This is a genomic window from Streptomyces halobius (assembly GCF_023277745.1).
Taxonomy (GTDB): Bacteria; Actinomycetota; Actinomycetes; order Streptomycetales; family Streptomycetaceae; genus Streptomyces; species Streptomyces halobius.
Genome location: NZ_CP086322.1, coordinates 3,806,145 through 3,821,603, shown reverse-complemented (window position 1 = coordinate 3,821,603; position 15,459 = coordinate 3,806,145). Strand labels below are relative to the sequence as shown.

At 70.4% G+C, this 15,459-nt stretch carries 14 protein-coding genes; 8 read left to right on the top strand and 6 right to left on the bottom strand.

The features are described from left to right. Nucleotides 1-131: 131 nt before the first annotated feature. A complete protein-coding gene (locus K9S39_RS17330; protein WP_248864269.1) occupies nt 132-1,298 on the bottom strand; it encodes a hypothetical protein in 1,167 nt (388 codons plus the stop codon). A 272-nt stretch (nt 1,299-1,570) separates the two neighbouring features. On the opposite strand from K9S39_RS17330, the gene K9S39_RS17325 reads away from it, so the two are divergent. After that, nucleotides 1,571-2,731 (top strand): cystathionine gamma-synthase, encoded by a 1,161-nt coding sequence (locus tag K9S39_RS17325; protein ID WP_248864268.1) that lies wholly within the window; start codon nt 1,571-1,573, stop codon nt 2,729-2,731. A 238-nt stretch (nt 2,732-2,969) separates the two neighbouring features. On the opposite strand, the gene K9S39_RS17320 is transcribed toward K9S39_RS17325, so the two are convergent. Continuing rightward, entirely contained in the window at nt 2,970-3,479 is a 510-nt protein-coding gene (locus tag K9S39_RS17320) for a MarR family winged helix-turn-helix transcriptional regulator (RefSeq protein WP_248864267.1), read from the bottom strand. A gap of 192 nt (nt 3,480-3,671) precedes the next feature. Between K9S39_RS17320 and ilvA the strand changes: the two genes are divergently transcribed. From ilvA to K9S39_RS17300, 4 genes are all read left to right on the top strand, one after another. After that, a complete protein-coding gene (ilvA, locus tag K9S39_RS17315; RefSeq protein ID WP_248864266.1) occupies nt 3,672-4,925 on the top strand; it encodes a threonine ammonia-lyase in 1,254 nt (417 codons plus the stop codon). Between the two features lie 264 nt (nt 4,926-5,189). Beyond that, entirely contained in the window at nt 5,190-6,212 is a 1,023-nt protein-coding gene (locus K9S39_RS17310) for an ATP-binding cassette domain-containing protein (protein ID WP_248864265.1), read from the top strand. Beyond that, nucleotides 6,209-6,415 carry a hypothetical protein gene (locus K9S39_RS17305; RefSeq protein WP_248864264.1) on the top strand — a complete coding sequence of 69 codons (207 nt, stop codon included), beginning with the start codon at nt 6,209-6,211 and terminating at the stop codon, nt 6,413-6,415. Before K9S39_RS17310 ends, K9S39_RS17305 begins: the two co-directional genes overlap by 4 nt. Beyond that, nucleotides 6,412-7,272 carry an ABC transporter permease gene (locus K9S39_RS17300; RefSeq protein WP_248864263.1) on the top strand — a complete coding sequence of 287 codons (861 nt, stop codon included), beginning with the start codon at nt 6,412-6,414 and terminating at the stop codon, nt 7,270-7,272. The genes K9S39_RS17305 and K9S39_RS17300 overlap by 4 nt, the downstream gene beginning before the upstream one ends. Nucleotides 7,273-7,581: 309 nt before the next feature. Here K9S39_RS17300 and K9S39_RS17295 read toward each other — a convergent pair whose 3' ends face one another. Continuing rightward, complete coding sequence (locus K9S39_RS17295) at nt 7,582-8,160, bottom strand: hypothetical protein (RefSeq protein ID WP_248864262.1); 579 nt, start codon at nt 8,158-8,160, stop codon at nt 7,582-7,584. Here K9S39_RS17295 and K9S39_RS17290 point away from each other — a divergent pair. Then, entirely contained in the window at nt 8,152-8,874 is a 723-nt protein-coding gene (locus K9S39_RS17290) for an ABC transporter permease (protein ID WP_406708143.1), read from the top strand. The genes K9S39_RS17295 and K9S39_RS17290 overlap by 9 nt on opposite strands. 235 nt (nt 8,875-9,109) lie before the next feature. Here the strand turns inward: K9S39_RS17290 and greA are convergent, their stop codons facing one another. Beyond that, nucleotides 9,110-9,607, bottom strand: coding sequence for a transcription elongation factor GreA (gene greA / locus K9S39_RS17285; protein WP_248864261.1), 498 nt, complete (start codon nt 9,605-9,607; stop codon nt 9,110-9,112). Nucleotides 9,608-9,918: 311 nt separating this feature from the next. Then, on the bottom strand, nt 9,919-10,329 hold the full coding sequence (locus K9S39_RS17280) for a DUF4307 domain-containing protein (RefSeq protein ID WP_248864260.1): 411 nt from the start codon (nt 10,327-10,329) through the stop codon (nt 9,919-9,921). 140 nt (nt 10,330-10,469) lie between these two features. Here K9S39_RS17280 and mca point away from each other — a divergent pair, with 140 nt between their 5' ends. Together mca and K9S39_RS17270 are read left to right on the top strand one after the other, a co-directional pair. Then, entirely contained in the window at nt 10,470-11,342 is an 873-nt protein-coding gene (gene mca / locus K9S39_RS17275) for a mycothiol conjugate amidase Mca (RefSeq protein ID WP_248864259.1), read from the top strand. A 4-nt stretch (nt 11,343-11,346) separates the two neighbouring features. Continuing rightward, entirely contained in the window at nt 11,347-11,541 is a 195-nt protein-coding gene (locus K9S39_RS17270; RefSeq protein ID WP_248864258.1) for an RAMP4 family protein, read from the top strand. A gap of 489 nt (nt 11,542-12,030) precedes the next feature. Here the strand turns inward: K9S39_RS17270 and K9S39_RS17265 are convergent, their stop codons facing one another. Continuing rightward, nucleotides 12,031-15,333, bottom strand: a complete 3,303-nt coding sequence (locus K9S39_RS17265; RefSeq protein WP_248864257.1) for an ATP-binding protein — start codon at nt 15,331-15,333, stop codon at nt 12,031-12,033. Nucleotides 15,334-15,459 lie beyond the last annotated feature (126 nt).

Here is a 15,459-nt window from a genome sequence, read left to right as displayed (position 1 = left end):
GAACCGCGGGCCGCGAGTCGACGGCCGTACGACGTGCCGTCCGAGCGTGTGCCCGTCGTTCGAGGGCGTACCCGTACGACGCGCTGTTCGAGGGCGTACCGGTACGACGCGCCGTTCGAGGCCCTGTCCGTCTACTGGCCCGGCGGCGGGAAGCCCGCCGACGTGCCGCCCAGCTGTTCCCAGCCGGCGACGGCCTGGGCGCGGTATGCGGCGTATTCGGCGGCGGGGCTGCGGCCGTAGGACCACGGGACGGCGCCTACGTGGCCGTCGACGAGGCGGAGCTGTTCCATGGCCTCGGCGTAGCGTTCCGCGCGAACCAGGAACCAGACGAGGAGGTGGCGGACGTGGGGTGCCACGGGGTGGTCTTCGGGGGCCTCGCGGAGCGCGAAGTGGGCGGCTTCGATGGCGCGTTCCACGACAGCGCTCTGGTAGAGGCTGCGGACCATGTTGGCCTCGGGGAGGTGCTCGTAGACCGCGAAGAGGGGGAGCGCGGGGAGAAGCGACTTGGCGGGTGCGGCGGCCGCCGCGCGCTCGGCGAACGCTTCGGCCTCCTGGCGGGAGCCGTGCCACTTCTCCGACCAGTACGGCAGCGCGGCGAGGTGCGCGCCCATGTGGTGCGGAGCGCGCTGCACGACCTTCGACCAGAGCGCCTCGTAATCGGCCTTCCGGTCACCCAGGCCACGGGCGACGGCCAGCTCGGTGATGTACGGGATGGGACTGCCGGGGGCCAGCAGCGCCGCCTCCTGGCAGACCGTACGGGCCTCTTCGAGGATCATGCGGAAGTCCTGGGAGTCCGGGGCGCGCAGGGCCTGGACGACGAGGAACTGGGCGTGGGTCTGGGCGCCGCCCGGGTCCTTGGGGGCCTCGTTGCGCCAGGTGCGCAGCCAGATGCCGCCGGTCCGGTGCCCGCCGTCCGCGCCGTGCGTCGTCCGTCCGCCGTCCGGGCCGCCCTGCTCCGCCGACTCCTGGGCCAGCTCGAACGCGGCGGCCCCGGCCAGCGTCTGCACCCGCTGCCAGCGCAGCTCCCAGTTGTCGCCGGTGGACTTCAGCAGCTCGGCCGCCGGACGCCAGTCGTGCGTACGGCGCATCTCGGCCAGCGCGTGTTCGAGCTCCTCGTCGGGGCCGGGCAGGCGGACGTCGAGCTCGTCGAGCGGTACGAAGCCATAGCCCGCCATCGGGTTGGAGGCCACCACCAGGCCCTCCCGGGCTTGCTGGGCGGCCCGTCGGCGCCGCATCCAGGGCAGGAAGACGAAGCCGCCGAGCGTGATCGCGGCGAAGAGAACCAGCAGAGCGTCCATGTGGTGTGTCCCTGTCGGAGGGCCGGGCGGTGTAGTGGGAGTGGTGGTAGCGGCCGGGGTGGTCATGGCGGGTGTCGGGAGGTGTTCGGGGCGCTCGCTCCTCAGGGGCCCCTCGCATTGTCCCTTGGAGCGGTCCCGGGAACGTCGTCGGAGCGTCCTCGGAACTTCGTCGGAGCGCTGTCGGAGCGTCGTCGGAGCCTTCTTCGTATGTATCCACTATCCAGCGAACCAGAAAGTTCCGGAGACGCCGCGGGCGGCTACCCTCGTCAGGCATGAGCGACGAATGCGATCAGGCCCACCAGCACTTCGAAACCCTCGCGATCCACGCAGGTCAGGAAGCCGACCCGGCCACGGGTGCGGTGGTTCCGCCCATCTATCAGGTCTCCACATACAAGCAGGACGGTGTCGGCGGGCTGCGCGGCGGCTATGAGTACAGCCGCAGCGCCAATCCGACCCGTACCGCCCTGGAGGAAAACCTCGCCGCCCTGGACGGCGGCCGGCGCGGTCTGGCCTTCGCCTCCGGCCTGGCGGCCGAGGACTGCCTGCTGCGCACCCTGCTCGTCCCCGGCGATCACGTGATCATCCCGAACGACGCCTACGGCGGCACGTTCCGGCTGTTCGCCAAGGTCGTCCAGCGGTGGGGCGTGGAGTGGTCGGTCGCCGACACCTCCGACCCGCAGGCGGTACGCGCCGAGCTGCGGCCCCGTACGAAGGCGATCTGGGTGGAGACGCCCAGCAACCCCCTGCTCGGCATCAGCGACATCACGGCGCTGGCCGGTGTCGCCCGGGACGCCGGCGTCCGGCTCGTCGTCGACAACACCTTCGCCAGCCCCTACCTCCAGCAGCCGCTGGCCCTCGGCGCGGATGTGGTGGTCTACTCCACGACCAAGTACATGGGCGGGCACTCGGACGTGGTCGGCGGCGCCCTGGTCGTCGGTGACGACGCGCTCGGGGAGGAGCTCGCCTACCACCAGAACGCGATGGGCGCGGTCGCCGGACCGTTCGACGCCTGGCTGGTGATGCGCGGCATCAAGACGCTGTCCGTACGGATGGACCGGCACAGCGCCAACGCGGCCCGGATCGCGGATCTGCTGGTCTCGCACAACAAGGTGACCCGCGTCTACTACCCGGGGCTGGCCGAGCACCCGGGGCACGAGGTCGCCGCCAAGCAGATGCGGTCCTTCGGCGGCATGGTGTCGTTCCAGGTCGCGGGCGGTGAGCAGGCGGCTGTGGAGGTCTGCAACCGGGCGCGGCTGTTCACCCTGGGCGAGTCGCTGGGCGGCGTCGAGTCGCTGATCGAGCACCCGGGGCGGATGACGCATGCCTCGGCGGCCGGTTCCGCGCTGGAGGTCCCGGCCGACCTCGTACGGCTGTCGGTCGGCATCGAGTCCGTGGACGACCTGGTGGCCGACCTCAACCAGGCGCTGGGCTGACCCGTCAGGTCATCTGAGGCCCGTTGTCCGCTCCTCTGAGGCCCTTGGGCCCTTCTGGGGTTCTTAGGTCTTGGGGCCAGTCAGTCCTGGGGCCCGTTCACCACCCCTCCAAGGGAGGGGTGGTGTGGGTCGGCGATCGGGGAGATGCACGGCGCGGCCACGACCCCCAACCGTGCCGGACCGGGCCTGTCGGCCCCAGGACGCCCGGCGCTCCTGCCGCGCCGCCGGGCCCCCGTCGTCAGGACACCGCTCCCGCCGGGCCCACCGCCCCCAGTGACGTGGCGACGGTGGCGAGCGAGGTGTTGAAGCGCGTCAGGAGTGTGCAGAACGCGTCCCGCTCCTCCTCGGACCAGTCCTCCGTCACCATGGCCATCAGCGCGCGGCGCGAGGCTCGTACCTCTTCCAGGCGGGAGTGGCCGCGCTCGGACAGCTGAAGGACCACGGCCCGGCCGTCCTCGGGGTGCGTGGCGCGGCTGACCAGCCCGGAGTCGACCAGCGGGGCGACCTGCCGGGTGACCGTCGAGGAGTCGATGCCCATACCGGCGGCGAGCGCCTTGACGCCCATCGGCCCTTCCTGGTCCAGGCGGTTGAGCAGCAGATAGGCGGCGCGGTCCATGGAGTTGCGCGCCTGCCCGACGCCGCCGAGCCGACTCTGTTCTGCGCGGCGGGCGAAGACGGCCACTTGGTGCTGCAGTGCGTCGAGAAGAGCGGGGTCGGTGTGGGTCGTCATGTCCGAAGAGGTGGGCATGGCCGGGTGCTCGCTTCATGGGATGCGTACGGATTGGAGGACAGAGTACGCGGCCCCGGCGCGGACCGTACCGGCGCTGCGCAATCCGATAACGCCCCGTGAGCGGCCCGAGACCCGGCCCCGGTAGCGGCCCGGGTGTCCGCCCGTCGGGACGGAAAGGCCGTAACGCGGACGAACTGCGAGACTGGCGGCATGGCCGATCACACGCCTCACACGTCACAGGAGACCGCCGCTGCCGCGCTCCCCACGATCACGGTCGATGACGTTCGTGCGGCGCACAAGATGCTCTCCGGTGTCTCCCGGGCCACCCCCCTGGAGGGCAGCCGTTATCTGTCCGGGCTGGTCGGCGGCCCGGTGCACCTCAAGTGCGAGAACCTCCAGCGCACCGGCTCCTTCAAGATCCGCGGTGCCTACGTACGGATCGCCGGGCTCTCGCCGGAGGAGCGGGAGAAGGGCGTGGTCGCCGCGAGTGCGGGCAACCATGCGCAGGGCGTGGCGCTGGCGGCGTCCCTGCTGGATGTGCACTCGACGGTGTTCATGCCGGTCGGCGCGCCGCTGCCGAAGGTCTCCGCGACCCGCGACTACGGCGCCGAAGTGCGGCTGCACGGCCATGTCGTGGACGAGACGCTGGCCGCCGCCGAGGAGTACGCGCGGAACACGGGCGCGGTCTTCATCCACCCCTTCGACCACCACGACATCATCGCGGGCCAGGGCACCGTCGGCCTGGAGATCCTCGAACAGTGCCCGGAGGTGCGCACCATCGTCGTGGGGATCGGCGGCGGCGGCCTGGCGGCGGGCATCGCGCTGGCGGTGAAGACGCTGCGCCCGGATGTACAGGTCATCGGGGTGCAGGCGGCGGGTGCGGCCTGCTATCCGCCCTCGCTTGCGGCCGGGCGTCCGGTGGCGGTCGACGGGCTGTCGACGATGGCGGACGGCATCAAGGTGGGGCGGCCCGGCGATGTGCCGTTCGGGATCATCGAGGACCTGGTGGACGACGTCCGTACGGTCTCCGAGGACGAGCTGTCCAGCGCGCTGCTGCTGTGTCTTGAGCGGGCGAAGATGGTGGTGGAGCCGGCCGGGGCGAGCCCGGTGGCGGCGTTGCTGTCCGACCCGAAATCCTTCCATGGGCCGGTCGTTGCGGTACTGTCCGGCGGCAACGTCGATCCGCTGCTGCTGCAGCGCATCCTGCGGCACGGCATGGCCGCCGCGGGCCGCTATCTCTCTCTGCGGCTGCGGCTGACCGACCGGCCGGGGGCGCTGGCGAACCTGCTGGGCATTCTGTCCGTCGTCGACGCGAACGTCCTCGACATCGGGCATGTGCGTACCGATCCGCGTCTCGGGCTGACCGAGGTCGAGGTGGAGCTGCACCTGGAGACCAAGGGGCCTGAGCACTGCGTCGAGGTGAGCGCGGCGCTGCGCGACGCGGGCTACTTGTTCACGGAGTGAGCCGTGGGAGGGGGCGTGGGGAGGAGTACGGGCGAGCCCTCCCGGAACAGTCCCCGCCTTCCCTCCCGCGGTCTCCCCACTGCCCCTCCCGGAATCCCGGAAAATCAGTGTCGCGATGTATCGCGTCTGGAGTACCCTCGCGCTCGCGGCCTGCTGCCGTGTGGCGTTCCATTTCGGATCTGGACATTTACCTGCAACACGGTCCTTGACCGCTAAACGTAAGATTCAACACCTGGAAATCACCCAAGCCACGGGAGTACCCACATGCCAGGCGCCATTTACGCCGAAGGTCTGGTGAAGACCTTCGGCGATGTGAGGGCACTGGACGGTGTCGATCTCGACGTTCCCGAAGGAACCGTCCTCGGAATGCTCGGCCCGAACGGTGCCGGCAAGACCACCGCCGTACGGGTCCTGACGACCCTGCTCCAGCCGGACCACGGCAGGGCGGTGGTCGCCGGTATCGACGTCCTCGCGCACCCCGACCGGGTGCGCCGCTCGATCGGCCTCTCCGGTCAGTTCGCCGCCGTGGACGAGTACTTGACCGGCCGCGAGAACCTCATGATGGTCGGCCAGCTCTACCAGATGAGGGGACGGGACGCGAAGCGGCGGGCGGGTGAGCTGCTGGAGCGCTTCCATCTCTCCGACGCCGCCGACCGCCCCGCCAAGACGTACTCCGGAGGCATGCGCCGCCGCCTCGACCTCGCGGCGGCGCTGGTCGTCAGCCCGCCCGTGATGTTCATGGACGAGCCGACCACCGGCCTGGACCCGCGCAACCGCCAGGCGCTGTGGGACGTCATCCAGGAACTGGTCGCGGGCGGCACCACCCTGCTGCTCACCACCCAGTACCTGGAGGAGGCCGACCGCCTCGCGCACGACATCTGCGTCGTCGACCACGGGAAGGTCATCGCCCGCGGCACCTCCGACCAGCTCAAGGCCCGCACCGGCGGCGAACGCGTGGAGGTCGTGGTGCACGTCGCCGAGGACATCCCCGTCGCCGAGCAGGTCCTGCGCGGCTTCGGCAAGGGCGAGGGCACGATCGACCCGCACACCCGCAAGCTGACGGTCCCGGTGGCCGGCGGCGCCAAGCTGCTCGCCGAGGTCATCCGCGAACTGGACGGCCGCGGCGTGGAGATAGACGACATCGGGCTGCGCCGCCCGACCCTGGACGACGTCTTCATCTCGCTGACCGGGCACGCCGCCGAGGCGGAGGACGAGAACGGGGCCGGCGGCGAGAGCCTTACGGGCGGTCGGGGCGCGGGCGGCCGGGAGAAGGAGGCTGTGAAGTGACCACGGTGACCGAGGCGGCAGACGCCCCCCGCCGGACCCCGCAGGCACGCGGCGGCATCAGCCGGTCCGTACGCGACTCCCTGGTCGTCGCCAAGCGCAATCTGATCCGGATGCTGCGCATTCCGAATCGTGCTCGCCCGTCTCAGCTAGGTTTCAACTCGGGCGCCCGGCGGTCCGCCGCCTGGAAGGAGCAGGAGAAGTGAGCGCCGTATCCCATACCGGACAGCACGCGGCCCCCCGACCCATCGGCGGCGTTGGCCAGTCGATCAGAGACTCGCTGGTCATCGCCCGGCGGAATGTGATTCGCATGGCCCGGATTCCCGAGGTGGTGATTTTCGGGCTTGTCCAGCCGATCATGTTCGTGGTGCTGTTCAGCTATGTGTTCGGCGGCTCCATCAACGTCCCAGGTGCGGGCCTCAGCCCCTCCGGATACCGAGAATTCCTGATGGCGGGTATCTTCGCGCAGACCGTCACGTTCGCCACGGCCGGAGCGGGCGCGGGCATCGCGGACGATATGCACAAGGGCCTGATCGACCGGTTCCGGTCGCTGCCGATGTCCCGTGGCGCGGTGCTCACGGGGCGGACTCTGGCTGACCTCGTGCAGATCACGCTGACGCTGGTGGTGCTGGCGGTCGTCGCCGTCCTGGTCGGCTGGCGCACCCACGAGAACATCGCCGGGGTGCTGGCCGGATTCGCGCTGCTGCTCCTGCTGGGCTACGCCTTCTCGTGGATCGGCGCGCTGATCGGCCTCACGGTGCGTACGCCCGAGGCGGCCACGTCCGGCGGGCTGATCTGGCTCTTCCCGCTGACGTTCATCTCCAACGCGTTCGTGCCGTCGGAGAACATGCCCTCGTTCCTTCAGACCATCGCGGACTGGAACCCGTTCAGCGCAACGGTCATGGCCTGCCGCGACCTGTTCGGGAACCTACCGCCGAAATATCCGGTGCCGGACGCCTGGCCCATGCAGCATCCGGTACTCGCTTCGGTGCTGTGGTCGTTGCTGATCATCGCGCTCTTCCGCACGCTCGCAGTCCGCAAGTACCGCAAGTCAGCCGGTTGATCCGCTGAAAACCACCTCTGACCAGAGCAAGCACTGAGGCCCCCTTCCAGCGGAGGGGGCCTTTTGATGTCCGAATCGGCGGTACGCACACGAACACCGACTGGCTTGGTAGGCGCTGCCTTGGTCCCTTGCTCCACTCTCTTCGGGCAGGCGGAGCAAGCACCAGGAAAGATCAGTAAAGTCGGCCACCCGGCGAAATCCAGAGACAGGAGAGCCCCCCATCCGTCATAGACGCATGAGCGGGGCATGCGGGAGAGCAGGCCAGCTACAGAACCGGCTGACTCTTGGCCGCGCGCAACGCGTCACCCTCTACAGCGCTCGGAACCTCTCTTCCAAGCCAGCGATGCGCTCGGCTCGGCGGCCCATCAGATAGACCTTGGTGTGCGTGCGCTGCACTTCGTGCACCAGATTGAAGCCTTGGGTCTCGTTGTACCTCACCAGTTCGGGGAAGTGGCAGCCACGGCGGACCCATGCGCGCCCTTCCTGTGCTGCCCGGTCCACCGCGTCGCCGCCGAGCCGCGTTACGACCACGCGAGCGCCATGGTCGGCCAGGTCCTCAGTCAGCTTGGTGAACGGCCGGTGAAGAGGCTCTTCGTACGGGCTGATCCTCTCGCCCTTGACCCGGGCGCACGCCGGCGACAACGGCGGGTGCTCTATGGCGTCGATCAGGTGGTCCGGCTCCGCGAACGGCAGCGCCTTGATGAATTCCGAGCGTCGGTGGATCTGATGGGCGCGTCCCGGGCCGGCGATCAGGAGCGCGGCAGTTGGGAAGCGGTTCGGGTACCGCTCGGCGAGGCGGGTTCCCACGGTGCCGGAGTCGAACCCGCCCGTGAGGTGCAGCACCGTCTCCACGCAGTCGATCGGCCGGACGTCAACGGCATCGTCCATCGATTCCACGAATGCCCTGAGAACGTCAGCATCAGGGGCCAGTTCACGCGGCCCACTGTGCAATACCGGTTCGGGGTAGTGCAGGTAGAGGTGACCGCGGGCATCTTCGCGCAGACCGTCACGTTCGCCACGGCGGGTGCCGGTGCGGGCATCGCGGACGATATGCACAAGGGCCTGATCGACCGGTTCCGGTCGCTGCCGATGGCCCGGGGCGTGGTGCTCACCGGCCGTACCCTCGCCGACCTGGTGCAGACCGCGCTCACTCTGGTCGTGCTGGCCGTCGTCGCGCTGCTGATCGGCTGGCGCGCCTACGAGAACATCGCCCAGGTGCTGGCCGGCTTCACCCTGCTGCTCCTGCTGGGCTACGCCTTCTCCTGGATCGGAGCCCTGATCGGCCTCTCGGTGCGCACGCCGGAGGCGGCCACCTCGGGCGGGCTGATCTGGCTCTTCCCGCTGACGTTCATCTCCAACGCCTTTGTGCCGGTCCACGGCATGCCGACGTTTCTGCAGCATGTCGCGGAGTGGAACCCGTTCAGCGCGACGGTGGCCGCGGCCCGGGAGCTGTTCGGCAACACCCCCGCGGGGGGCCTCAAGTCGGTGACCGGTGCCTGGCCGATGGAGCATCCGGCGCTGGCGTCGCTCCTCTGGTCCGTCGTGATCATCGCGATCTTCCCGACGCTGGCGGTGCGCAAGTACCGGTCGGCTACGGCATGAGCCGCGTGCGACGAAGGGAAACTGTGTGGCGACGGGACACTCTGCGGCGAAGGGATACCGTGCGACAGAGGGACCCACGGAGCGCGTGACGCGCGGAAGCGGCCCGGAGCCTGATGCCCGGGCCGCTTTCCCTGTGTCGCTGTGTCGTTGTCGTTGTGTCGCTTCGCGTCGCTCGTGTCGCTGTGTCCGTGTCGATCGATCTGTATCGACCGATCCGTATCGACCGGCGCGTGGCTCAGCCCGCGTACGGCTTGGCTTCGAGGATCTTCACCATCGCGGTCTTGCCGTTGGGAAGCTCGTAGGTCGCCTCGGTGCCGACCTTCTCACCGTTGACGGCGGAGCCCAGCGGGGACTGCGGGGAGTAGGTGTCGATGTCCGAGCTCGCGTATTCGCGCGAGGCCAGCAGGAACGAGAGGGTGTCGTCCGGGTCTCCGTCGAACGCGATGGTGACGACCATGCCGGGGGCCACGACGCCGTTGGCGGCAGGGGCCTCGCCGACCTTCGCGGTCTGCAGCAGCTGAGTGAGCTGGCGGACACGAAGCTCCTGCTTGCCCTGCTCTTCCTTGGCCGCGTGGTAGCCGGCGTTCTCCTTCAGGTCACCTTCCTCGCGAGCCGCCTGGATCTTCTCGGTGATCTCGGCGCGTGCGGGACCAGACAGGTACTCCAGCTCGGCCTTGAGCTGGTCATACGCCTCCTGGGTCAGCCAGGTGACGTTATCCGCGGTCTGGGTCACAGGTGCTCCTCGTCGGTACTGGGGATAAATCAAACGCCCTACCAGGAAGGGTTGCGCCTTCACAGGTGGGCGAAACCACGAGCCTAACAATTCCGCCACAAAACGGGGAAGAGGAAATCCGCATGGATCGCGTAGGAATGCATCAGCGCTGGTCAGCGGTGGTGCGTCGGTCCCTCGCCCGGCCCTGTCCCCCGGCATGCCGGACGTCCGACATGTGGTGCGGGGGGCGCTGAGGCGGGGTGTGAGACGCCGGGCGGCGCGCGCCGCTGCTCTGGCGCCGGGGTGGCGCCGGGGGGCGGGTCGCCGCCGGGTCAGCTGCCGTCGGCCACCGTACAGCCAACGAGCTCGGCGGTGGTGGCCCGCTTCGTCGTACGCACCGTGATCTCGGTGTCCACCTGCTCCGTGCGCTGGTCGATGATGACGTCCTTACGGCCCACCTCGGCGCCGTTCTCGGACTGCGAGCGGAGGGTGCACACGCCCGTGTCGTCCTTGCCCTTGACGACCTCCAGGCGCACCGTGACGGCGCTGTCGGACACCGCGTCCCACGTGATCACACGTCCGCTGAGATCCTGCCCGGAGATGTACGAGGCGCCGGCCCAGCCCACCACGCCGACCAGCGCGACCCCGAGCACACCACCGATGATCTTGAGCTTGCGATCCGTGCGCTGATCCGCGGACCGGCCGTAGCGCCCGTCCGGGAGCCCTTCGCGCACCGCCGTCATGATCATTCCTCCTGCTGCGGGGACCGGGGGACCAAGCATGTGAATACCCCCGGAGGGTCCCCTCCTCAGGGAATACAGCGCCCCCTCGCTTCGGTCACTATAGGAGGCATCGTCTCCACCCTTTCACTGAGGATCGAGTCTTGACTGAGCAGCTGCGAATGATGGCGGTCCACGCCCACCCCGACGACGAGTCGAGCAAGGGGGCGGCCACCATGGCCAAGTACGTGTCCGAGGGGGTGGACGTGCTGGTCGTCACCTGCACAGGAGGCGAGCGAGGCTCCATCCTCAACCCCAAACTCCAGGGCGACCCGTACATCGAGGAGAACATCCACGACGTACGGAAGAAGGAGATGGACGAGGCCCGGGAAATCCTGGGCGTCAAGCAGGAGTGGCTGGGCTTTGTCGACTCCGGGCTGCCCGAGGGCGATCCGCTGCCGCCGCTGCCCGAGGGCTGCTTCGCGCTGCAGGACGTGGACGATGCCGCCGAGCCGCTGGTCAGGCTGATCCGGAAGTTCAAGCCGCAGGTCATCACGACCTACGACGAGAACGGCGGTTATCCGCACCCGGACCACATCATGACCCACAAGATCACGATGGTGGCCTTCGAGGCGGCCGGCGACCCGGAGAAGTACCCGCAGGCCGGTGCGCCCTGGCAGCCGCAGAAGCTCTACTACAACCAGGGCTTCAACCGCCCGCGCACCGTCGCGCTGCACGAGGCGCTGCTGACGCGCGGCATGGACTCTCCGTACGGCGAGTGGCTGGAGCGCTGGAAGCAGTTCGAGCAGCGTGAGCGCACGCTGACCACGTACATCCCGTGCGACGAGTTCTTCGAGATCCGCGACAAGGCACTGATCGCGCACGCCACCCAGATCGACCCCGACGGCGGGTGGTTCCGGGTCCCGATGGACATCCAGCGCGAGGTCTGGCCGACGGAGGAGTACGAGCTCGCGAAGTCGCGGGTCGACACTTCCCTCCCCGAGGACGACCTCTTCGCGGGCATCCGCAACAATTGACCCCATGATGAGCGCGACCAGCACCCTCGCCCTGACGCACTTCGTCACCCTTGCCGACAGCTTCGACAAGGACAAGGTGACCCCCGGCGTCCTCGGCTTCATCGTCTTCGCGGTCATCGGCGGTGCCGTGTGGCTGCTGATGAAGTCCATGAACCGCCACATGAAGAAGGTGGATTTCGAAGAGCAGCGTGAGGACTGACGCTGCACCTTGCCCTGCCCGGCGTCGTTGCTCGCCGTTGTCGACTGTTCCGCCGTGAGGGGTTCGCCTGCGGCGGGCGTGCGCCCCACGTGGTCGGCTGTCCCGCCGTGTGGGTGTTTCGCCGTTGCGCCTGCGGCGGGGGTGGGTTTTCGGGTGCGGTGCCGCTCCTCCGGACTCCGTCCTGCGGAGCGGCCCCTCCCGACGGTGGGGGGAAAGGGGCCCGGTGGGGGCACATATGGTCTGTCAGACACCTGTGATCGTCCCGACAGGGCGCGCCTGACCGCCGACGTGTACCCCCACCGTCTATTCCCCACCTCCTCGGGAGGTGCCGGACCGCAGGACGGAGTCCGGAGGGCCGGCGCCGCTGCCGAACAGCCTCGCGCAGCGGGCACAGCCCACCGCAGGTGCAACGGCGGGACAGCCAAAACGTCGGCGCAGGCCCGCCGCAGGCAGGCGACCCCCACGGCGGAACAGTCGACAACGTGGGGCTCAGGCGCAGCCAACCCCCATCACCTCGCGAGCAGCCCGGCTAGGCACCATGCCCAGCCGCCACGCTTGCCACCCCGTTTCCGGTTCGACGCCGCGCTCCAGCAGTAGTGCGAACGTCTCCGCGCAGTCCTCCAGCTTCGAGTCGCGGGACGGATGCCTCTCCCGGGTCAGCTGGGCCAGCTCCTCCTGGGCGACGGCCGTGCCGACCACCGAACCGCCGGGTGACGCGAACGGCAGCAGCGTGCAGCGGAGGAAGCGGGCCCAGTCCTCGCCGCGCCGGTCGCCGTAGTCGGCGAATATGCGCGCCGCCTCGTCGGCCAGCTCCAGTGCCTGCGCCGTCCGGCCGTTCCCGGCGTCGATGATCACCAGTTCCAGGCATGACCACGCCTCGCCGTGTGGCACCCCGATCCGCTGGAAGTCCTTGCGGGCGTCCTGCAGCAGCTGGCGGGCGAAGCCGCTGTTGCGCAGCGAGCCGGTCTGCTCCGCCCGCAGATCGCGGCTCACCCGCCCCGAGTGGTGGCGCGCGCACGCCAGGCCGTAGCCGTCCTGCATGCGGCTGAACATCGTCCGCGAACGTTCCAGCTGCCGTAGCGCGGCATCGCGCTCGCCGCGCTCTTCCAGCGCCTGGCCGAGGTAGTACATCGTCCACGCCTCACCCCGAGCGTCCTCGTGCTCCTTGTGCAGCGGCAGTGCCTGGCGCAGCCGGTCCACCGCGGGGGCCGGCTCGCCGTCCACCAGCCGGGCGCGCGCCAGCTGCGTCATCGCCCAGGCCGTGCCGCGCTCGTCGTGCGTCCGGCCGTAGAGCTCCATCGCGGAGTGCAGCGCCTCCTCCGCCCGGGGCACCTCGCCCAGCCGCAGATGCACCTGGCCGAGCTGGAAGTGCGCCCACGCCTGGCCGTGCACGCTCTCGCTCTCCTCGTGCAGCTCCAGGGCCTCGCGGAGCAGCTCCTGCGCCTCGGCTATCCGTGCCCGGTCCCGCTCCACTGCCGCCAGGGCATGGAGGGTCCACGCCCGGTCGCCGCGCAGGTCGGGACCGGCCTGCATATCCAGTGCCTCGCGCAGCTTCGCCGCAGCCTCGGTCAGATTGCCCTGCTGCTGGAGGGTGATGCCCAGATCGCGCAGCGCACGGGCGGCGCCCGCCGGATGCTGCGCCTCGAAGTACAGATCGACCACCGAGGACAGCGTGGTGCGCGCCTTGTCCAGCTCGCCGAGCTGCCGCGCGGCGATGCCCGTACGCCACTGCACCGAGCGGACCAGCAGCCCCTGGCCCGCGGCCCGGGTCAGCTCGGTCAGCTCGCCCAGCCGGTAGAGGTCACCGCGCAGCAGGCAGTAGTCGGCCAGCGCGCCCAGCAGGTGCGAAACCGCCGCCTGGTCCACGTCCTGATCGGCGTGCCGCAGCGCGGCGGTGATGAAGCTGGTCTCGTCGTCCAGCCACTGCAGAGCCGCGTCCAGGGAGGTGAAGCCGTGCGAACCGAAGCGGTCGGCGCGGGTGGACGTACGGCCGTCGACCAGGCGGATCACCGAGTCGGCCAGCTCCGCGTAGCCGCGGATCAGCCGCTCCTGCGCCGCGCCGCGCTCGCCGGGCTCCTCCTCGGCCACCAGGCGGTCGTGCGCGAAGCGGTGCACCAGGGAGTGCAGCCGATAGCGCCGGCCGCGGACATGCTCGATCAGCCCGGCCTCGGCCAGCGCCGTCAGCTGCCGCTCCGCCTCTTCGTCGGCGATGCCCAGCAGCGCCGCCGCGGCCGCCGCGCCCAGCGACGCCCGGCCCACCAGCGCCAGCCGGCGCAGCAACTGGCGGGCCGTCTCCGACTGGCCGGAGTAGCACAGCCACAGGGCGCGCTCCGTCGGCGTCACCGGGCCGTGGGCCGCGAGGTCGGCGGCCAGTGAGGCGGGGGACCGCGACCCGAGCGAGGAGCCCGCCACCCGCAGCGCCAGGGGCAGTCCGGCGCACAGCTCGGAGATCTCGTCGATCGCCCGCGCGTCGTACGGGCCCGTCGCGTCCGCGGGCCCGTCCGCCGCGGCCGACGCGCGCAGCAGCTCCTCCGTGCCCGCCGCGTCCAGCGGCCCCACCGGGAGGTGATGCACCCACGCCTGGAGATCCCCGGGCAGCTCCAGCGGCTCACGGGAGGTGACCAGCACCAGGCTGTCGGAGCGGTCCGGCACCAGCGTCCGCACCTGCTCCGGATCCGAGGCGTCGTCCAGCAGGACCGTCACCGGGAGGCCGGTCAGATGCTGGTGATACAGCTCGGTCAGCCGTGTGACGTGCTGCTCCTGGGACGGGCGCTCCCGGAACAGCAGCTGCTCGCGCGGCGCGCCGAGCCGGTTGAGCAGATGCAGCAGTGCGTCCCGGGTCGGCAGCGGCACCTCACCGGGGGTGTCGCCGCGCAGATCCACCACGCACGCGCCCCGGAACTGATCGCGCAGCTGGTGCGTGGCCCGCACCGCCAGCGCCGTACGCCCCGAGCCCGGCTCGCCGTGCAGTACCACCACCGTCGGTTTGGTCTCCGTGCTCGCACGGGCCGCGTGCACCCACTGCGCGATCCGGGTCAGCTCCGCCCGCCGACCGGCGAACGGGCCGTCCGGACGGGGGAGTTGGGAGAAGGAGTGCTCCAGTACGGACCGCTGGCGGGCCGCCGCGCTACGGTCCGCGCCGCGCAGCTGCGGGCCCCGGGCAGTGCTCGGCGCGGCCGTTCCCCAAGCTCTCAACTCCGTTCGAGCAGGGGAGGCCCCTACGGTCGCCGTGCCGCCGCCTCGGGCCGCCGCCGTCAGCATCCGCTGCTGGTCCAGGAACGGCCGGATGCCGCGCACCTCCAGCGCCGTCAGCCACTGGAGCCGCAGCTGTTCCGGGCCACCGGGCTGGCCTCGCATGCCCGCCTGCCGGTGCGCCGCCGGCCAGTGCCCCGCCGTGAGCTTCAGGACGGTGGCCGCGGCGCCCGCCACCACGACGGCGGCCCCCACGCCCAGCGCCGCGCCCGCGCCCGTGCCGTACGCGAGGTCCGTGCCGAAGGCCGCCACCGCCGCCACGGCCGTCGCCACCGCGGGGGTGCCCAGCTCCTTGCGCGACAGCCGCTCCGTCAGCGGGCGGTGGCCCGCCGCCGCCTCGTCCAGCGCCCGGACATACGCGGCGTACTCCTCGGACGCGGAGCCCGTCAGCTCCTCCAGCGCGGCCCGCGCTCTGGTCAGCAGCGTCTCCCGGTCGAGCCGCCCGGACGAACGCCGTACCTCCTCCTCGACGGCCCGCGCCAGCAGCCCTTCCGCATCCGCCCGGTGACCCTCGCGCAACACAGCCAGTGAGCCCGGCATGCTCATCCCCCTCCAGCAGTTCCCGCAGTCTTCAGCAGTTTCAGGAGCCCCGGGTCAGTGCCCGCGATCTCCAGCCGTGATCGTCGCCGTACGCACAGTGTTCCGCCTCCGCGTGAATTCCGGCAG